Genomic DNA, 19,423 nt, shown 5'->3' on the forward strand with positions numbered 1-19,423 from the left:
CCCCTCAACGACGCGCTTCGCGCGACCCCAGTCTGATTCAAGTCACGGGAGGGTGGAGCCTGACTGGGCCGTGAGGTGGAGCCGACCCTGAGAAGGACTCCACCCTTCGGTGGACTGCCCCTAGGGGTACCTCCGTACTACGACCTGGGGAGGGTTCGTACCGGCGGAGGACGAGACGCGGAGGGGTCCGTCCTTAACCTGGCTTTACGCCGTCGGGGGGCGGTGTTCCACACCGGCGGGGTGGGGTTTTCCACAGGAAGAAGACGGCGCTCACCACCAGGGCGCGTGACCCCTCCCCACCGAAAGACTTGAGGCACATCACCTTCTGCTGATCGACATTGCTGACCGACATAGGAGACATACCGTGACATCGGCTGTAACCATTCCCAGGCACGGGGGTACTGGCGGGCGTACGGCCGTTGCCGCGCGGGCGCGGCAGGTCGTGAAGGCGTACGGATCCGGTGAGACCCGAGTCGTCGCCCTCGACCACGTCGACGTGGACATCGCACGCGGCCAGTTCACCGCGATCATGGGCCCCTCGGGGTCCGGCAAGTCCACGCTCATGCACTGCCTCGCCGGGCTCGACACCGTCACCGACGGGCAGATCCACCTCGACGAGACCGAGATCACCGGTCTGAAGGACAAGAAGCTCACGCGACTGCGCCGGGACCGGATCGGCTTCATCTTCCAGGCGTTCAACCTGCTGCCGACGCTCAACGCCATAGAGAACATCACGCTGCCCATGGACATCGCCGGCCGCAAGCCGGACAAGGAGTGGCTCGGGCGGGTCGTGGAGACCGTCGGGCTCTCGGACCGTCTCAAGCACCGGCCCACCCAGCTCTCCGGCGGCCAGCAGCAACGCGTCGCCGTGGCGCGGGCGCTCGCGGCCCGGCCCGAGATCATCTTCGGGGACGAGCCGACCGGAAACCTCGACTCGCGCGCCGGCGCCGAGGTGCTCGGCTTCCTGCGCCGCTCCGTCGACGAGCTGGGCCAGACCATCGTGATGGTCACCCACGACCCCGTCGCCGCCAGTTACGCGGACCGCGTCCTGTACCTCGCCGACGGCCGGATCGTCGACGAGATGTACAAGCCGACCGCGGACGCCGTCCTCGACCGCATGAAGGACTTCGACGCCCGGGGGCGCACGTCATGACCGTCATGAAGACCTCGATGCGCAACTTCCTCGCGCACAAGGGCCGCATGGCGCTGTCGGCGATCGCCGTCCTGCTGTCGGTCGCCTTCGTCTGCGGGACGCTCGTCTTCACGGACACCATGTCCACCACGTTCGACAAGCTCTTCGCGGCCACCTCCTCGGACGTGACGGTGAGCCCCAAGGGCGCCTCCGACAGCGGTGAGACGACCGCCGACAACGGCAAACCGCCGGTCATGCCCGCCTCCGTGCTCGCCGAGGTCCGCAAGGCCGACGGCGTGAAGTCCGCCGAGGGCACGGTGTTCTCCACCTCGGTGACCGTCGTCGACGCCGACAAGAAGAACCTGTCGCCTTCCAGCGGCGCCCCGACCATCGTCGGCGGCTGGAACAGCAACGAAGCCCGCACCATGAAGATCACCTCCGGTGCGGCACCCGCGAGCGCCGACCAGATCATGGTCGACGCCGACACCGCCGACAAGCACGGCCTCGAGCTCGGTGACCCGATCGGCGTGATCAGCGCGATGGGCACCCACACCGCGAAGATCTCCGGCATCGCCGACTTCACCGTCACCAACCCCGGTGCCGCGATCTTCTACCTCGACACCAAGACCGCCCAGCAGGCCCTGATCGGCGAGAGCGGCGTCTACACCAACGTCAACGTCACCGCGGCCGCCGACGTCAGCGACGCGCAGCTGAAGAAGAACGTCGCGGCCGCGCTCGGCGCCGACTTCCAGGTGAAGACCGCCAAGGAGACCGCCGACGCCAACCAGAAGGACGTCGCGGGCTTCATGAACGTCATGAAGTACGCGATGCTCGGCTTCGCCGGGATCGCCTTCCTCGTCGGCATCTTCCTGATCATCAACACCTTCTCCATGCTGGTCGCCCAGCGCACCCGGGAGATCGGCCTGATGCGGGCGATCGGCTCCTCCCGCAAGCAGGTCAACCGCTCCGTGCTGGCCGAGGCGCTGCTGCTCGGTCTCGTCGGCTCGGTGCTGGGCGTGGCCGCGGGCGTCGGCCTCGCGATCGGCCTGATGAAGCTCATGGGCCAGATGGGCATGGAGCTGTCCACCGACGACCTGACGGTGGCCTGGACGACCCCGGTGGTCGGCCTGGTCCTCGGCGTGATCGTCACCGTCCTGGCCGCCTACCTGCCCGCCCGGCGCGCCGGGAAGATCTCCCCGATGGCCGCGCTGCGCGACGCGGGCGCCCCCGCGGACGCCAAGGCCGGCTGGATCCGCGCCGCGATCGGCACCGTCCTCACCGGCGGTGGCGCCGTCGGCCTGTATCTGGCGACGGCGGCCGACCAGGCCAAGGAGGGCTCGCTGTGGCTCGGCCTCGGCGTGGTGCTGTCGCTGATCGGCTTCGTCGTCATCGGCCCGCTGCTCGCCGGCGGTGTGGTCCGTGTCCTCGGTGCCGTCCTGCTGCGCATGTTCGGCCCCGTGGGCCGCATGGCCGAGCGCAACGCCCTGCGCAACCCGCGCCGCACCGGCGCGACGGGCGCCGCGCTGATGATCGGCCTCGCCCTGGTGGCGTGCCTGTCCGTGGTCGGCTCCTCCATGGTGGCCTCCGCCACCGACCAGCTCGACAAGACCGTCGGTACGGACTTCATCATTCAGTCCGACAGCGGCCAGCTGATCACCTCGCAGGCGGTCAAGGCCGCGAAGTCCGCGTCGGACGTGGAGCGGGTCACCGAGTACAAGTGGACCCAGGCCGACTTCACCACCCCCGACGGCAAGACGCTCAAGGACACGGCGATCACGGCCGCCGACCCCTCGTACGCGACCGACCTGCGCACCGAGACGGTCGCCGGCAAGCTCCCCGACGCCTACAAGCCCGACTCGATGTCCGTCCACGAGAAGTTCGCCAAGGACCATGGCATCAGCCTCGGCTCCAAGGTCTCCGTGGCCTTCAAGGACGGCCGTACGGCCGACCTGACGGTCCGGGCGATCACCAGCAGTGACGTCGTGATCGACGCGGGCGCGATGTACACGTCCATCTCGACGATGGCCAAGTACGTCCCCGCCGACAAGATGCCGCTGGACACGCTGCTCTTCGTCACCGCCAGGGACGGGCAGCAGGACGCCGCCTACACCTCCCTGAAGTCGGCCCTGCACGACTACCCGCAGTACACCGTGCGCGACCAGACCGACTACAAGGAAGCCCTGAAGGACCAGATCGGCCAGCTGCTCAACATGATCTACGGCCTGCTGGCCCTGGCGATCATCGTCGCCATCCTGGGTGTCGTGAACACCCTGGCCCTGTCGGTGGTGGAGCGCACCCGGGAGATCGGCCTGATGCGGGCGATCGGCCTGTCCCGCCGCCAGCTGCGCCGCATGATCCGCATGGAGTCCGTCGTCATCGCCCTCTTCGGCGCCCTCCTGGGCCTCGGCCTCGGCATGGGCTGGGGCGCCACCGCGCAGCAGCTGCTCGCGCTGGAGGGCCTGATGGTCCTGGAGATCCCCTGGCCGACGATCATCGGCGTCTTCGTCAGCTCGGCGTTCGTGGGCCTGTTCGCGGCACTCATCCCGGCGTTCCGGGCGGGCCGCATGAACGTCCTGAACGCGATCGCGACGGAGTAGCCGAGCGGTCATCACCGAGAACCACCGCACACGGGGGTTGCGGGGGACCGGCGCCGGGGAGTCCAGGACTCCCCGGCGCCGGGTGCTGTTGCGGACCCGCGAGCCCGGCTTCCTGTCCGACCGCTTCGGGCGGCGGGTGGGCATAGGTCCCGGGGGTCCAGAGGGCGGAGCCCCCTGGCAGGCCAGGACACCGATGCCGAGCACCTGACACGGGGCGTTATCCACAGGCCCCGCCGCCCAGCCGCGCAGCGACGTACGCTGGAGACCCCCGGCCCGCGGCGCGCGTCGGGCCAGTCGTGTTGCCCACCCCTGGACGGAAAAGACCCGTATGAGCCTGCACGGTCTGCTCGACGCCGTAGTCAGAGACGCCGCCCTCGCGGAAGCGATCAGCGCGGCCGCAGACGGCAACCGCATGCACGTCGACCTGGTCGGCCCCCCTGCGGCCCGCCCCTTCGCGGTCGCCGCCCTGGCCCGGGACACGGGCCGCCCGGTGCTGGCGGTGACGGCGACGGGCCGCGAGGCGGAGGACCTGGCCGCGGCCCTGCGCTCCCTCCTCCCGCCGGCGGGCGTGGTGGAGTACCCCTCCTGGGAGACCCTCCCGCACGAGCGGCTCAGCCCGCGCAGCGACACCGTCGGCCGCCGTCTGGCCGTGCTGCGCCGCCTGGCCCACCCCCGCCCCGACGACCCCGAGACCGGCCCGGTCTCCGTCGTCGTGGCGCCCGTCAGGTCCGTGCTCCAGCCGCAGGTCAAGGGCCTCGGTGACCTGGAGCCGGTCTCCCTGAGCCCGGGGCAGACCGTCGACCTGGAAGAGATCGTCGACGCCCTCGCGGCCGCCGCGTACGCGCGCGTGGAGCTGGTCGAGAAGCGCGGCGAGTTCGCCGTGCGCGGCGGCATCCTCGACGTGTTCCCGCCCACCGAGGAACACCCCCTGCGCATCGAGTTCTGGGGCGACGACGTAGAGGAGATCCGCTACTTCAAGGTCGCCGACCAGCGCTCCCTGGAAGTCGCCGAGCACGGCCTGTGGGCGCCGCCGTGCCGTGAACTGCTGCTCACCGAGGACGTGCGCGAGCGGGCGCGTGCCCTGGCCGAACAGCACCCCGAGCTGGGCGAGCTGCTCGGCAAGATCGCCGAGGGCATCGCGGTCGAGGGCATGGAGTCCCTCGCCCCGGTCCTGGTCGACGACATGGAGCTGCTGCTCGACGTGCTGCCCAAGGGCGCCATGGCCGTCGTCTGCGACCCGGAGCGGGTCCGTACGCGCGCGTCGGACCTGGTGGCCACCTCGCAGGAGTTCCTGCAGGCGTCCTGGGCGGCCACCGCCGGTGGCGGCGAGGCGCCCATCGACGTCGGCGCGGCTTCCCTGTGGTCCATCGCGGACGTCCGGGACCGGGCCCGCGAGCTGGACATGATGTGGTGGTCGGTGTCGCCGTTCGCCGCGGACGAGGAGCTGACGGAGACATTTGCCGCTGACGCGGCGGGGGACACCCTCAAGCTCGGCATGCACGCCCCCGAGACCTACCGGGGCGACACCGCCAAGGCCCTCGCCGACACCAAGGGCTGGCTCGCCGACGGCCGGCGCACGGTGTTCGTCACCGAGGGGCACGGCCCGGCGGCCCGTACGGTCGAGGTGCTGGGCGGCGAGGGCATCGCGGCCCGCCTCGACGCCGACCTCGCCGAGATCTCCCCGTCCCTGGTGCACGTGGCGTGCGGCTCGATCGAACACGGCTTCGTCGACACGGCCCTCGGCCTCGCGGTGCTCACCGAGACCGACCTGACCGGTCAGAGGGCCGCGGGCCGCGAGGGCGCCCGGATGCCGGCCCGCCGCCGCAAGACCATCGACCCGCTCACCCTGGAGCCGGGTGACTACATCGTCCACGAGCAGCACGGCGTGGGCCGCTACATCGAGATGGTGCAGCGCACCGTGCAGGGCGCGACCCGCGAGTACCTGGTCGTCGAGTACGCGCCCGCCAAGCGCGGCCAGCCAGGCGACCGGCTCTACATTCCCACCGACCAGCTGGAGCAGATCACCAAGTACGTCGGCGGCGAGGCGCCCACCCTGCACCGCCTGGGCGGCGCCGACTGGACGAAGACGAAGGCCCGCGCGAAGAAGGCCGTCAAGGAGATCGCCGCCGACCTCATCAAGCTCTACAGCGCGCGCATGGCCGCCCCCGGGCACGCCTTCGGGACGGACACCCCCTGGCAGCGCGAGCTGGAGGACGCCTTCCCCTACGCGGAGACGCCCGACCAGCTCACCACCATCGCCGAGGTCAAGGACGACATGGAGAAGACGGTCCCGATGGACCGGCTGATCTGCGGCGACGTCGGCTACGGCAAGACCGAGATCGCGGTCCGGGCCGCCTTCAAGGCCGTCCAGGACGGCAAGCAGGTGGCCGTCCTGGTGCCCACGACCCTGCTGGTGCAGCAGCACTTCGGGACGTTCAGCGAGCGGTACGCGCAGTTCCCGGTCAGCGTGAAGGCGCTCTCCCGTTTCCAGACCGACACCGAGGCCAAGGCGGTCCTGGAGGGCCTGCGCGAGGGCTCGGTGGACATCGTCATCGGCACGCACCGGCTGTTCTCGTCGGAGACCAAGTTCAAGGACCTGGGCCTGGTCATCGTCGACGAGGAGCAGCGCTTCGGCGTCGAGCACAAGGAGCAGCTGAAGAAGCTCCGGGCGAACGTCGACGTCCTGACGATGTCCGCGACCCCGATCCCCAGGACCCTGGAGATGGCGGTCACCGGCATCCGGGAGATGTCGACGATCACCACCCCGCCCGAGGAGCGGCACCCGGTGCTGACCTTCGTGGGCCCCTACGAGGAGCGGCAGATCGGCGCCGCCATCCGCCGTGAACTGCTGCGCGAGGGCCAGGTCTTCTACATCCACAACCGGGTCGAGTCGATCGACCGGGCCGCGGCCAGGCTGCGCGAGATCGTCCCCGAGGCGCGCATCGCCACCGCCCACGGCCAGATGTCGGAGGGGGCGCTGGAGCAGGTCGTCGTCGACTTCTGGGAGAAGAAGTTCGACGTGCTCGTCTCCACGACCATCGTCGAGTCCGGCATCGACATCTCCAACGCGAACACGCTCATCGTGGAGCGCGGCGACAACTTCGGGCTCTCGCAGCTGCACCAGCTGCGCGGCCGGGTGGGCCGAGGCCGCGAGCGTGGGTACGCGTACTTCCTGTACCCGCCGGAGAAACCGCTGACCGAGACCGCGCACGAGCGGCTCGCGACCATCGCGCAGCACACGGAGATGGGCGCGGGCATGTACGTGGCGATGAAGGACCTGGAGATCCGCGGCGCGGGCAACCTCCTCGGCGGCGAGCAGTCCGGCCACATCGCGGGCGTCGGCTTCGACCTGTACGTGCGGATGGTGGGCGAGGCGGTCGCCGACTACCGGCGTCAGCTGGAGACGGGCGGGATCGAGGAGGAGCCGCCGCTCGAGGTCAAGATCGAGCTGCCCGTCGACGCGCACGTCCCGCACGACTACGCGCCGGGCGAGCGGCTCCGTCTCCAGGCGTACCGCGCCATCGCCTCCGCCAATACGGAGGAGGACGTCAAGGCCGTCCGAGAGGAACTCGTCGACCGCTACGGCAAGCTGCCCGAACCGGTGGAGAACCTGCTGCTCGTCTCCGGTCTGCGGATGCTCGCGCGCGCGTGCGGGGTCGGCGAGATCGTGCTCCAGGGCACCAACATCCGCTTCGCCCCCGTGGAGTTGCGCGAATCGCAGGAACTCCGGCTCAAGCGGCTGTATCCCGGGACGGTCATCAAGCCGGCGGTGCACCAGGTGCTGGTGCCGCGCCCGAAGACCGCGAAGGTCGGCGGGAAGCCGCTGGTCGGGCGGGAGTTGCTGGGGTGGGTCGGGGAGTTCCTGACGTCGGTGCTGGGGTCCTGACGCCCCGCGTGTGAAGGACCGCCGCCAGCCGGTCGCGCACCGCGACCTGGGCGGCGATCCGCGCGTCCAGTACGGCGAGGCGCTCGGCGGCGGTCCGCACGGCCCGGTCGGAGGCGGGTCCGGCCATGACGTCGCCGTCCAGGCAGGGCAGGAACACCCGTACGTCGTCGAGCGTCAGTCCTACGTCGAGCAGCTGCCGGATGTTGCGGACGCGGACCGCCGCGGCGGCGTCGTACAGGCGGTAGCCGTTGGCGGCGCGCTCGGAGGTGATGAGGCCCGCCTGCTCGTAGTGGCGCAGGGCGCGCGGGCTCGTGCCGGTGGCCTCGGCGAGTTCGCCGATCCGGATACGGGCTTCCGCCCCGCGTGTCGGTCTCATGGTGCGTGTCAGTCTCATGTGACGAGCGCGCCGCCGTCCACCGGAAGCACCACGCCGGTGATGAACGAGGCCTGCGGCGAGGCCAGTCGGGCGATCGCCCACGCCACCTCCGCGGGGCGGCCGACCCGGCCGAGCGGCGTGTGGGCGAGCTGCCAGGCGCGGATCGCGGCGCGCTGCTCGGGGGTGTGGCCGGTGTGCTCGCCGATCGGGGTGTCGATCGCGCCCGGGGCCACGGCGGCGACCCGGATCCCCAGCGGGGCGAGTTCCACAGCCCAGCTGCGGGTGAGCACCTCCAGGGCCGCCTTTCCGGCCGCGTAGAGGGAGTTGCCGGGCCAGCCGCGCTGTCCCACCGCTGTCGTCACGTTCACGATCACCCCGCGGCTCTCCTCCAGCGCCGGGAGCGCGGCCTGGGTGAGCAGGACGGGCGCGAGGAGGTTCGTCGCGAGCTGCGGCTCGACGGCTTCGCGGGTGTACGTACGCAGGGACTGGGTGCTGACGATGCCCGCGTTGTTCACCAGGACGTCGATACGGCCGTGCCGGTCGAGCGCCGTACGGACGATGGTCTCCGGGCCGTCGTCGGCCGTGATGTCGGCGGCGAGCGGGCTGATGCGGGACGGGTCGTGGGCGGCGGTCTCGACCAGGGGCGCCTCACGGCGGCCGATCGCCACGACGTGAGCGCCCTCGTCGGCGAACGCGTGGGCGGTGGCGCGGCCTATGCCGGTGCCGGCGCCGGTGACGAGCACGGTTCTCGCGGTTTTCGGATCTGGGGATGCCGAGTTCTTCGGATCGGAGGATGCCATGCGGGCATCGTCCGACCCTGACGCCGGTGTCAAGGTCAAGCGCCGCAACGTCCGAAGCCGCCCGCGGGAGGTGCGTACACGTCTCCCCGGACGGCCTCTGAGGGAGGAGAGGCCTTGTTGCTGAGAGGCCTTACTGCTGGTCGGGCCGGTCGCGGTCCTGGTCCATGCCGAGCGAGCCCTCCATCCGCTGCTGCCCGGATTCGACCTGGTCCTCGTACTTGCCGCCGGTCCTCTCGTTGGCCTTCTGTTCCGCGGTGTCCGAGCCTTGCTTGCCCTTGTGCCGCGCCTGGCTCTTGAACTTGTCGAAGATGCCCATGCAGAACTCCTTCAGGAGGTGACTCAGAACCGACGATACGCGCGACATGAGAGGAATGCCCCTTTAGGCCTGGTGTGGTCTGGACCTCTCCCTCGCTACCGTGGGACCAGGCACAGGCAAGCAGGGGAGGGGCGCACGGTGACGCGTCTGAGGGGCGGGGCGGCACTGGCTGTCGCGATGGTGTTCGCCGGTTCGGCGCTGGTCGGCTGCGAGGGCCTGGCCCCGCCCGCGGACGGCGGCGGACCCTCCGGTTCCGGTGTCCCGGCCGACGGTGACGGCCGGGCGGTGAACCCGCTGGACAACCCGGACGGCACCAAGCCGGGGCTCGCGGCGATCACCTCCACCGCGGACCGGGCCAAGGCGCGCACCTTGATCGAGAAGGTGGCGACGAAGGGGCGCGGCCCCAGGACGGGATACGAACGGGACAAGTTCGGCTACGCCTGGATGGACTCGGCGCCGCGCGACGTCCCCTTCTCGCACAACGGCTGCGACTCGCGGAACGATCTCCTCAAGCGCGACGGGGAGGACCTCCGTTTCCGCTCGGGCTCGGACTGCGTCGTCATGGCGCTGACGCTGGACGACCCGTACACCGGGAAGGTCATCGAGTGGACCAAGTCCCGCGCGATCGCGGTCCAGATCGACCACGTCATGCCGCTGTCGTACGACTGGCAGATGGGCGCCGCGCGCTGGACGAAGGACAAGCGGGAGTCCATCGCCAACGACCCGCTCAATCTCGTCCCGGTGGACGGCCCGACCAACAGCTCGAAGGGCGACTCCGGCCCGGCGTCCTGGCTGCCCCCGAACAAGACGATCCGCTGCTCCTACTCGGTGCGCTTCGCCCAGGTGTCCCTGAAGTACGACCTGCCCGTGACGGCCGCCGACAAGGAGATGATGCTGCGGCAGTGCGGAGGGTGAAGGGGCTAGCGTCCTTCGTCATGACGGCCGATTCGCTCGACGCCATGCGGGCCGAGCTCCGGGGCGTGGTGGAGCCGGGGATCAGAGTGCAGCAACTGCGGGTGCTCCGTCCCTCGGAGGACGACGAACTGCTCGGCGTGCGCGTGCCCGTGCTGCGCCGGCTGGCCCGTGCGCACCGGGACCTCGCGCTCGACGACGTCGAGGTGCTGCTGGGCAGCCGCGTTCACGAGGAGCGGCTCGCCGGACTCCTCGTCCTGGCCGAGCGGATGCGGAGGGCGCGCGGGGCCGAGCGCGCGGTGCTCGTCGACTTCTATCTGGCGCACACCGGCGGTGTGGACAACTGGGACCTGGTGGACGCCTCCGCGCATGTCGTGCTCGGGCCCTGGCTGGTGGACGGACCGGCAAACGCCCCGGAGATCCTGGACCGGCTGGCCGCCTCGGCGTGGCTGTGGGACCGCAGGATCGCCGTGGTGGCCACGCTGGCGCTGATCCGCGAGGGGCGCTTCGAGCCGACGCTCCACCTGGTGCGCGCGCTGTGCCGGGATCCGGAACCGCTGATCCACAAGGCACTCGGCTGGATGCTGCGCGAGATCGGCCGCCGCGACGCGCCCCTGCTGGTGGCGTTCCTCGAACGCCATCGGACCGACCTGCCGCGCATCACGGTGCGCTGTGCGACCGAGCTGCTCCCGGCCGACGAGCGGGCGCGGTTCGTACGCACGCGATAGCGCGCGAACGCGACAAGGGGGCGTCCCAGCCGCCCCAGCCGTCGGACCGGGTCCCGTCTGGTAATTCGTTACCGGGTGTGCCCCAGCTCGCCTAACGTGACCGCATGCAGCCGAAGATATCGAGCCTCGCCGATCGCCCGGACATGCTGGAGCGGGTCGTCGGAATGGCCGACAGCTGGCCGGAGTTCGTGATCCAGGACCTCGTGGGCGCCGCGCACTTCCCGCGGATCGCCGCCGAACTCCCTGAGTACGTCCTGTTCGCCGAGGACGAGCGGGGCGAGATCGTGGCGAACGCCTACAGCGTGCCCTTCGCGCTCGACGCCGAGGGCCGCGGCGAACTGCCCGCCCGCGGCTGGGACACCGTCCTCGTCTGGGCCTTCTCCGACCTGCGCCGCGGTGTCCGCCCCGACACCGTCAGCGCGGTCTCGGTCTCCATCGCCCCGCACGCCCAGGGCCGGGGCCTGTCCACGGTGATGCTCTCGGCCATGCGCGACAACGCCCGGGCCCGCGGCTTCCGCGAGGTGGTCGCCCCGGTCCGCCCCAACGCCAAGCACCTGGAACCGCACACCCCCATCGAGGAGTACGCCCGCCGTGTACGCCCCGACGGCCTGCCCCAGGACCCGTGGCTGCGCGTCCACGCCCGGGCCGGCGCCACCATCGACTCCGTGGCACCCGCGTCCATGACGGTGTCCGCCGGCCTGACGCAGTGGCGCCGCTGGACGGGGCTGCCCTTCGACACCGAGGGCGACGTCGAGGTGCCCGGCGCCCTGGTGCCGGTGCGCTGCGAGCCCGCGCGCGGCTACGCGGTGTACGTCGAGCCCAACGTGTGGATGCGGCACCCTTTGTGAGGACCGGGCAGCAGCGGTGAGCGGCGCGAAGTGATCAGCACGACAACGGTTCGGTACAACCCGTGACGGGTTGTCCGTGTCGGGCTATACGCTCGGACTCCCATCCGGGCTCTGTCACTCGCACATCCGTCCCCATCGGCTCACCGGTCCAGGAGCAGTCATGTACGGCCACGGCGCGGCGCCGCCTCCCCGTAGCGCGGCAACGGTCATCTCCCTGCGCGTGCTGTTCGCCGCGGCCGGATTCCTCACGTGCGGCGTGCTGGCCTGCGTACCGCTGTTCCGGGTGGCCGTCCTGCGCGGACGGGGCCTTCACTGGGCGCTGGCCTGGGTGAGTCTGCCGCTGTCCATCGCGTGCTTCGCGGTGGTCGGCACCCTGCCGGAGGGCGACTACCGCAGCGACATCGCGCTGGCCGTGATGCTGCTGATCGGCCTGGGCGCCTCCATCTGGTTCCTGATCGTGGACATCGGCCACCACAGCGAGCCGCGGCAGTTCACCGGCTACCCGTCGCCCCACGCGCAGACGGCGGCGCACACCCCGTACGGCTATCCGCACCCCGCGCCGCCCTACGCCCCCACGTCCACGCCCGTCCCCCAGCAGCCGCCGCACCCACCCGTCGCCGGCGACACCCCGCACCCCGGCCCGCCGTCGCCGCAGCGCCCCGCCCCCGCCCGCATCGACCAGGTACGCGCCGAACTCGACGAACTCAGCGACTACCTGCGCCGGCACGAGGGCGAAGGCCACCCCGGTGGCACCACCGAGGGCGGCAGATGAGCGCGGCGGCGGGACGTGTCGTCGCCGGTCGCTACGAGCTGTCCACGCTCCTCGGCCAGGGCGGCATGGGACAGGTCTGGACGGCGTACGACCAGCGCCTCGACCGGCGGGTGGCGGTGAAGCTGCTGCGCCCCGACAAGGTGGCCGGGCAGGACGCGGAGGAACTGCGCCGCCGCTTTGTGCGCGAGTGCCGGGTGACCGCGCAGGTCGACCACCCGGGCCTGGTCACGGTGCACGACGCGGGCAGTGAGGGCGAGGAGCTGTTCCTCGTCATGCAGTACATCGACGGCGCCGACCTCGCCGGCCATCTCGCCGAGCGCGACCCTTACCCCTGGCAGTGGGCGGTTGCGGTCGCCGCGCAACTGTGCGCCGTGCTCAGCGCTGTGCACGCCGTGCCGATCGTCCACCGCGACCTCAAGCCGCGCAACGTGATGGTGAAGCAGGACGGCACGGTCACCGTCCTCGACCTGGGCATCGCCTCCGTCATGGACACGGACACCACCCGCCTCACCCACACCGGCACCCCCATAGGATCGCCCGCCTACATGGCCCCCGAGCAGGCGATGGGCGGCGCGGTCGGCCCGTACACCGACCTGTACGCCCTCGGCGTGGTCCTGCACGAACTGCTCAGCGGCGACGTCCCGTTCTCCGGCTCCACCGCCCTCGGCGTACTGCACCGGCACCTCTACGAGCCCCCGCTGCCCGTGCGCCGTACCCGCCCCGAGGTCCCCGAAGCCCTGGAAGCCCTCGTCCTGCGCCTCCTCGCCAAGGACCCGCAGCACCGGCCCGCCTCCGCGCAGGAGGTCTACGAGCATCTGGAGCTGCTCCTGCCCGCGCGCGGGACGCCCACCGGAGCACCCCTCGACCCCACCCGCCCGTTCCTGCGCCCGCACGCCCCCTGGCCCGACCGAGCGCGCACCCCGGCGCCCCAGCCCGCGCCCGCCACGCCCGTCACCGAGACGCCCGGGAAGACGGACATCGCCCGCGCCGTCGACGAGGTCAAACGGCTCCTCGGCGAGGGCCGCATCACCCAGGCCGTCGACATCCTCGGCGCGACCCTGCCCGCCGCCGCCGAACAGCACGGCGAGCACTCCCCGGTCGTCCGCACCCTGCGCAAGCAGTACGCGGCCACGCTCCTGGACGACGGCCAGTACCGGCGCGCCCTGCCCGAGCTGCGCCGCCTCGCCGACGAACGTGCCGCCGAGGCCGGCCAGGCCGACCCGCAGTCCCTGCGTTTCCGCTACGAGGCCGCCCAGTGCCTCGAACAGCTGGGCGAACCGGCCGCCGCGCTCGCCGAGTACCGGGCGGTGCTGCCCTACTACGAGAACCAGTACGTCGCCGCCGGCGGTCCCGAACTCGCGCACGACGTGCGCCGCCGCATCGGCCATCTCCTGCTCGCCCTCGGCGACCGCGGCGCCGCCCACGACACCCTCGCCCGGCTGCTGCACGACGTGGAGCGCACCCACGGCCCGGGCCACCCGCTGGGCACGGAGATCCGCCGGACGCTGCAGTGGCTGGGGCAGGTCCGCGGTTAGCACCCGCGCTTCACCCGGCTCGGGGCGGCGCGGCGGTGCCGGAAGTCCTGGTGAATCGTTGGTCGAATGGGTTGGCCAGAGCCCGCCCACTGCCTAACATCGATCAACGCAAGACCTTGTGCACCGTCGCACAATCTCCTCGGGAGGTTCCCTTGCACCGCCGCCGTCGCACCGCGCTCGTCCTCACCGCCGCGATCGCCGCCGCGGCGCCCCTCCTCACCGCCTGCGGAAACGACGCGCATCCCGGCGCCGCGGCCGTGGTCGGCGGGCAGCGGATCACCGTCTCCCAGCTGGAGGAGCGGGTCGGCGAGGTACGCGCGGCCCAGCGGGCGACCGTGCGGAACGACGCCCAGTACCAGCAGGCCATCGCCCGGACCGGCACCCTCACCCGCGACACCCTGCACACCATGGTCCTCGACCGGGTGCTGCACCGAGCCGCCGAGGACGCCGGGGTGACCGTCACCCGCAGGGAGATCCAGGAGATGCGGTCCGGCCTGGAGGAGCAGGCCGGCGGCGCCAAGGCGCTGGAGACGACCTGGCTCCAGCAGTACGGCATCCCGCCGGAGCGCCTGGACGAGAACCTCCGCCTCCAGCTCGAGGCCCAGAAGCTCGCCGAGAAACTCAACACCGACACCAGCCGTCCCGAGTTCTGGAAGGCCCTGTCCGAGGCCTCCAAGGACCTGGACGTCGACCTCAACCCGCGCTACGGCGCCTGGGACGTCCAGAAGAGCAGCCGCGCCGACGCGAAGACGCCGTGGGTGCGGGACGTGACGGCGGCCCAGACGCAGCAGGGCATGTAGGCCCGCCCCTCCGCGGGCTTGTGGAGGTAGGCCCCGCCCCTCGCGGAGCCTGTGGACAATCCCGGCGCCGCAGGATCTGCGGCCTGTGGATAACTTCGGGGGCTGTCGGCGACGTGGGATAGCTTCGAATCGTGAACGCCAACAGCCCCGAAGCCACCCCGCGACCCGAGCAGGCCGCCCCCGGCACACACGCCGCCCCCGGCCGCATCGTCCTGCTCACCACCAGCCACCGCGTCGCCCCCGGCCTGCTCTCCTGGCCCGCCTGGCAGGCACTGCACGCGGCCGACCAGGTGCTGTGCGCGGACGGCACCCACCCGCAGCTGCCCTATCTGCGCGAGGCGGGGATAGCCGTCGACGAGGCCTCCCCGGCCGCCCAGGAGCTGGTCGACACCTGCGCCGGGGGCCGCACGGTGGTCGTCGTGGCGACCGGCGAGGGCGAGCCGGTCCTCACGGACGGCCTGGCCCGCCTGGCCGGCACCGGCCGCGTCGACATGCCGGAGCTGGAGCTGCTCCCCGCCTCCTACGACCTGCCGGGCGCCCGCCTCCTCGACCTCGTCCAGGTCATGGACCGCATCCGTGCCGAGTGCCCCTGGTCGTCCCGGCAGACCCACAAGGGCCTGGCCAAGTACGGCATCGAGGAGGCGTACGAACTCGTCGAGGCGATCGAGGAGGGCGACCGCGACGAACTGCGCGAGGAGCTCGGTGACGTCCTCCTCCAGGTCGTCTTCCACGCCCGCATCGCCGAGGAGGATCTGGAGACCCCGTTCTCCATCGACGACGTCGCCGGCGGCATCGTCGCCAAGCTGATCCACCGCCACCCGCATGTCTTCGGCGACGAGACGGCCACCACCCCAGAGGAGGTCAAGGAGCACTGGCTGCGCACCAAGGCGGTCGAGAAGCAGCGCACCTCCGTCACCGAGGGCATCCCCCTAGGCCAGCCCGGTCTGGCCCTCGCCGCCAAGCTGGCCTCCCGGGCCCGCACAGCGAACCTGGACATACCGCTTCCGCCCGTCGAAGGCATCGGCTACGACCTCCTGGCCCTGGCGGTCCGCGCCGAATCGGAGGGCGTGGACCCGGAGGCGGCCCTGAGAGCGGCGGCCCGCGCCTACCGGGACGCGATCAGGAAGACCGAGGGCTGAGGGCAGCGGCCGTGAGGTGCTCCGATCGCTGCGTAGGGTCATGGCATGCGACATGAAGTGCCCGGGGTGCCCGAACTGTTCTCGTGGGAGTTCGCCACCGACCCCTACCCCGCCTACGCCTGGCTCCGCGAGCACGCCCCCGTGCACCGGACCAAGCTGCCCAGCGGTGTGGAGGCCTGGCTGGTCACGCGGTACGCCGATGCCAAGCAGACCCTCGCCGACAACCGGCTCTCCAAGAACCCGGCGCATCACCACGAACCCGCCCACGCCAAGGGCAAGACGGGTATCCCCGGTGAGCGCAAGGCCGAGTTGATGACGCATCTGCTCAACATCGATCCGCCGGACCACACCCGGCTGCGGCGGCTCGTGTCCAAGGCGTTCACGCCCCGCCGGGTCGCCGAGTTCGAGCAGCGGGTGCAGGAGCTCACCGACGGTCTCATCGACGGGTTCGCGCAGCAGGGGTCCGCCGACCTGATCCACGAGTTCGCCTTCCCGCTCCCCATCTACGCCATCTGCGACCTGCTCGGCGTCCCCCGCGAGGACCAGGACGACTTCCGGGACTGGGCGGGCATGATGATCCGTCACCAGGGCGGGCCCCGGGGCGGCGTGGCGCGGTCCGTGAAGAAGATGCGCGGCTACCTCGCCGACCTCATCCACCGCAAGCGGGAGGCGCTCCCCGCCGAACCCACCCCCGGCGAGGACCTCATCTCGGGTCTCATCCGCGCCTCCGACCACGGCGAGCACCTCACCGAGAACGAGGCCGCCGCCATGGCCTTCATCCTGCTGTTCGCCGGTTTCGAGACAACCGTGAACCTGATCGGCAACGGTACCTACGCCCTGCTCACCCACCCCGAGCAGCGTGCCCGGCTCCAGGCGTCCCTCGCCGCCGGAGAGACCGGCCTCCTGGAGACCGGCGTCGAGGAACTGCTGCGCTTCGACGGCCCCGTCGAGCTCGCCACCTGGCGCTTCGCCACCCAGCCGCTCACCATCGGCGGGCAGCACATCGAGGCCGGCGACCCGGTCCTCGTCGTCCTGGCCGCCGCCGACCGGGACCCGGAGCGGTTCGCCGATCCGGACGTGCTCGACCTCTCCCGCCGCGACAACCAGCACCTCGGATACGGCCACGGCATCCACTACTGCCTCGGCGCCCCGCTCGCCCGCCTGGAGGGCCAGACCGCCCTCGCCACGCTCCTCACCCGCCTCCCGGACCTGAGGCTCGCGGCCGACCCGGCCGAGCTGAGGTGGCGCGGCGGCCTGATCATGCGCGGGCTGCGGACGCTGCCGGTGGAGTTCACGCCCGCGCCGGTGGAGTCCACGCCCGCCCAAAGGTGACACACCGTCAGACCTGTGATCTTCACGTGATCTACGCGGCATTAACTTGTGACAAGTGATCGTCTGCCTATACGTTCACCCATCATCGGCGCGGCCTGGGAAATCCCTCCGCCGCGCCGGTCTCTGCTGTCTTGCGAAAGGTCTCCGTATGCTCTCCGGGAACGGTCGGCACCGTCGCCCCCGCCAGGCTCCGGCCCTCCTCGTCGCGGCCGGAGTGACCGGCTCCGCCATCGCGATCCCGCTCCTCGGAGCCACCGGCGCCAGCGCGGCCGACGGCACGACCTGGGACCGGGTCGCGGACTGCGAGAGCGGCGGCGCCTGGAGCGAGAACAGTGGCAACGGATACTTCGGCGGCCTGCAGTTGTCGCAGGAGGACTGGGAGAACCACGGCGGCCTCGGCTACGCCCCGAGCGCCGACCTGGCCAGTCGTTCCCAGCAGATAGCCGTGGCCGAGAGAATCCTCGCCGACCAGGGAGTCGGCGCCTGGCGCACCTGCGGGCTGCTCTCCGGCCTCGAGCAGGACAAGGAGTCGTCCGACTCGGATGACTCCTCCGACTCGTCCGGCTCGTCGGATTCGTCCGGATTGCTCGACTCTCTCGGATCGTCCCCTTCATCGTCCGACTCGCCGTCCTCTGACGAGTCGTCGACCTCGAAGGACGAATCCACCAAGTCCGACAAGTCGCCCGACTCCGAGGAGTCCGCCTCCCAGGACCAGGAGCCCAGCAGCTCCCCGTCGGCCACGCCCGAGGGTGACAAGTCCGACAAGTCGCGGCAGGACGGCGACTCTTCGGCGTCCGCCGAGACCGACTCCGGCTCCGGCCGTCACCGCGGCCCCAGCGCCGACGAGGCCCACGCGCCCGAGAACGGCCGTACGGACGAGTCCGCGGGCCGTCACGCCTCGCGCGACGACCGCGGCGACGAGGGCTCCGACGACTCGTCCGTAGGTGCCTACATCGTGGGGATCGGCGACACCCTCTGGTCCATCGCCGACTCCCTTGGCATCAGCGGCGGATGGCACGAGCTCTACGACGGCAACAAGAAGGCCGTCGGTACCGACCCGGACCTCATCCGCCCCGGTCAGAAGCTCACGGTCGAGGGCGAAGCGGACGAGAAGTAGCGGTTCGGGCAGTGCGGAAACGGGGGCGGAAGTCGCCCCGAAACAGCGCGAGTTCGCGTCATGTTTCGCGGCTGATGTCCCGTTTGATGCCCGTGAGAGATAGATCTCAGAAGCCCTGATCGTCTTTGAAATTCGGCGGATCGCGTGGCTACGGTCGGGACCGCTCGTCACCACGAGCCCCGGCTGCCGCAACGCCGAATCCTGCCAGCGGCCGTACGGGAACAGTCGTCGCGTCAAGCGCCGTAGGCAGGAGCGGGGGACCCAAGGTAGGTGCCCGACCGGCCAGTTGCGCCGGAAGGGCTTGGGGTGAAGCCGTGTCCCGGGAGGGGCGCGGCCGGGCAACTCAACCGGCCCGAACCCGACAGCTCACCTCGCAGGCGTCGGTGAGGGGATCCTTCCATGCTGTTTTCCAGCAAGGGCAAGCACCGTCGTCCGTCCAAGGCCAGCCGTGCCATCGCCGTCGCCGGTGTCACCGGTGCCGCTGTCGCCGCCCCGCTGATGGCGGCCGGTGGCGCTTCCGCCGCCACCGCCTCCGAGTGGGACGCCGTCGCCCAGTGCGAGGCCGGCGGCAACTGGTCCATCAACACCGGCAACGGCTACTACGGCGGTCTGCAGTTCTCCGCCTCCACCTGGTCCGGCTACGGCGGCACCAAGTACGCCGCCACCGCCGACCAGGCCACCAAGGAGCAGCAGATCGAGATCGGCGAGAAGGTCCTCGCGGGCCAGGGCAAGGGCGCCTGGCCGGTCTGCGGCAAGGGCCTGTCGAACGCCAGCGGCGGCTCCTCCTCCTCGGACGACTCCGGCAGCTCCTCGCAGCAGAGCGAGCAGAGCCAGCAGAGCACCGAGTCCCGCGAGACCCAGCAGCAGCCGGCCTCCCGCTCCGACGAGCGCCCGGCCGCCAAGAAGACCGTCACCACCCCGACCGGCAAGAAGGTCAAGAAGGGCGACGGCGAGTACAAGGTGACCAAGGGTGACACCCTGAGCTCGATCGCGGCGGACGAGAAGGTCGAGGGCGGCTGGGAGAAGCTGTTCCAGCTGAACAAGGACATCGTCGAGGACGCCAACCTCATCTACCCGGGCCAGCAGCTGCACCTGAAGTAAGCAGCGGCTCTCATGGGCTCCCCGCCCCGGTG

Annotated in this window: 15 protein-coding genes, 1 pseudogene and 1 riboswitch; of the genes and pseudogenes, 13 read left to right on the forward strand and 3 right to left on the reverse strand. The window is 71.2% G+C overall.

Annotated features, from left to right (window positions below; genetic code table 11):
* Positions 1-364: 364 nt before the first annotated feature.
* From ACFT4A_RS20800 to mfd, 3 genes are all read left to right on the forward strand, one after another.
* The gene (locus ACFT4A_RS20800; protein WP_382832247.1) at positions 365-1,153 is read left to right on the forward strand and encodes an ABC transporter ATP-binding protein; all 789 of its coding nucleotides are present in this window, start codon (positions 365-367) and stop codon (positions 1,151-1,153) included.
* The gene (locus ACFT4A_RS20805; RefSeq protein ID WP_382832248.1) at positions 1,150-3,729 is read left to right on the forward strand and encodes an ABC transporter permease; all 2,580 of its coding nucleotides are present in this window, start codon (positions 1,150-1,152) and stop codon (positions 3,727-3,729) included. The genes ACFT4A_RS20800 and ACFT4A_RS20805 overlap by 4 nt, the downstream gene beginning before the upstream one ends.
* 328 nt (positions 3,730-4,057) lie before the next feature.
* Positions 4,058-7,615 carry a transcription-repair coupling factor gene (gene mfd / locus ACFT4A_RS20810; protein ID WP_382832249.1) on the forward strand — a complete coding sequence of 1,186 codons (3,558 nt, stop codon included), beginning with the start codon at positions 4,058-4,060 and terminating at the stop codon, positions 7,613-7,615.
* 13 nt (positions 7,616-7,628) lie between these two features.
* Here the strand turns inward: mfd and ACFT4A_RS20815 are convergent.
* The 3 genes and pseudogenes from ACFT4A_RS20815 to ACFT4A_RS20825 all read right to left on the reverse strand — a co-directional run.
* Positions 7,629-7,961 (reverse strand): annotated as a pseudogene (locus ACFT4A_RS20815) (MerR family transcriptional regulator); the annotation flags it as partial.
* 44 nt (positions 7,962-8,005) lie between these two features.
* Positions 8,006-8,791 carry an SDR family NAD(P)-dependent oxidoreductase gene (locus tag ACFT4A_RS20820; protein ID WP_382832251.1) on the reverse strand — a complete coding sequence of 262 codons (786 nt, stop codon included), beginning with the start codon at positions 8,789-8,791 and terminating at the stop codon, positions 8,006-8,008.
* A 130-nt stretch (positions 8,792-8,921) separates the two neighbouring features.
* Positions 8,922-9,107, reverse strand: a complete 186-nt coding sequence (locus ACFT4A_RS20825) for an antitoxin (RefSeq protein ID WP_382832253.1) — start codon at positions 9,105-9,107, stop codon at positions 8,922-8,924.
* 138 nt (positions 9,108-9,245) lie between these two features.
* Between ACFT4A_RS20825 and ACFT4A_RS20830 the strand changes: the two genes are divergently transcribed.
* The 10 genes from ACFT4A_RS20830 (at position 9,246) to ACFT4A_RS20875 (ending at position 19,391) form a co-directional block, all read left to right on the forward strand.
* Entirely contained in the window at positions 9,246-10,022 is a 777-nt protein-coding gene (locus ACFT4A_RS20830) for an HNH endonuclease family protein (protein WP_382832254.1), read from the forward strand.
* 20 nt (positions 10,023-10,042) lie between these two features.
* On the forward strand, positions 10,043-10,747 hold the full coding sequence (locus ACFT4A_RS20835) for a DNA alkylation repair protein (protein ID WP_382832255.1): 705 nt from the start codon (positions 10,043-10,045) through the stop codon (positions 10,745-10,747).
* A 104-nt stretch (positions 10,748-10,851) separates the two neighbouring features.
* A complete protein-coding gene (locus ACFT4A_RS20840) occupies positions 10,852-11,595 on the forward strand; it encodes an N-acetyltransferase (protein ID WP_382832257.1) in 744 nt (247 codons plus the stop codon).
* Positions 11,596-11,755: 160 nt separating this feature from the next.
* Entirely contained in the window at positions 11,756-12,367 is a 612-nt protein-coding gene (locus tag ACFT4A_RS20845; RefSeq protein ID WP_382832259.1) for a hypothetical protein, read from the forward strand.
* The gene (locus ACFT4A_RS20850; protein ID WP_382832261.1) at positions 12,364-13,902 is read left to right on the forward strand and encodes a protein kinase; all 1,539 of its coding nucleotides are present in this window, start codon (positions 12,364-12,366) and stop codon (positions 13,900-13,902) included. Before ACFT4A_RS20845 ends, ACFT4A_RS20850 begins: the two co-directional genes overlap by 4 nt.
* Before the next feature lie 152 nt (positions 13,903-14,054).
* Positions 14,055-14,702 carry a SurA N-terminal domain-containing protein gene (locus ACFT4A_RS20855; protein WP_382832263.1) on the forward strand — a complete coding sequence of 216 codons (648 nt, stop codon included), beginning with the start codon at positions 14,055-14,057 and terminating at the stop codon, positions 14,700-14,702.
* Positions 14,703-14,833: 131 nt separating this feature from the next.
* On the forward strand, positions 14,834-15,841 hold the full coding sequence (locus tag ACFT4A_RS20860) for a nucleoside triphosphate pyrophosphohydrolase (protein WP_382832265.1): 1,008 nt from the start codon (positions 14,834-14,836) through the stop codon (positions 15,839-15,841).
* A gap of 45 nt (positions 15,842-15,886) precedes the next feature.
* The gene (locus ACFT4A_RS20865) at positions 15,887-17,173 is read left to right on the forward strand and encodes a cytochrome P450 (RefSeq protein WP_382832267.1); all 1,287 of its coding nucleotides are present in this window, start codon (positions 15,887-15,889) and stop codon (positions 17,171-17,173) included.
* Positions 17,174-17,321: 148 nt separating this feature from the next.
* On the forward strand, positions 17,322-18,290 hold the full coding sequence (locus ACFT4A_RS20870) for a transglycosylase family protein (RefSeq protein ID WP_382832269.1): 969 nt from the start codon (positions 17,322-17,324) through the stop codon (positions 18,288-18,290).
* Between the two features lie 228 nt (positions 18,291-18,518).
* A riboswitch (cyclic di-AMP (ydaO/yuaA leader) is annotated at positions 18,519-18,685 on the forward strand.
* A 4-nt stretch (positions 18,686-18,689) separates the two neighbouring features.
* Positions 18,690-19,391 (forward strand): transglycosylase family protein, encoded by a 702-nt coding sequence (locus ACFT4A_RS20875; protein ID WP_382832271.1) that lies wholly within the window; start codon positions 18,690-18,692, stop codon positions 19,389-19,391.
* Positions 19,392-19,423: the final 32 nt, after the last annotated feature.

It is taken from the genome of Streptomyces sp. NPDC057099, from assembly GCF_042671245.1.
GTDB lineage: Bacteria > Actinomycetota > Actinomycetes > Streptomycetales > Streptomycetaceae > Streptomyces > Streptomyces purpurascens.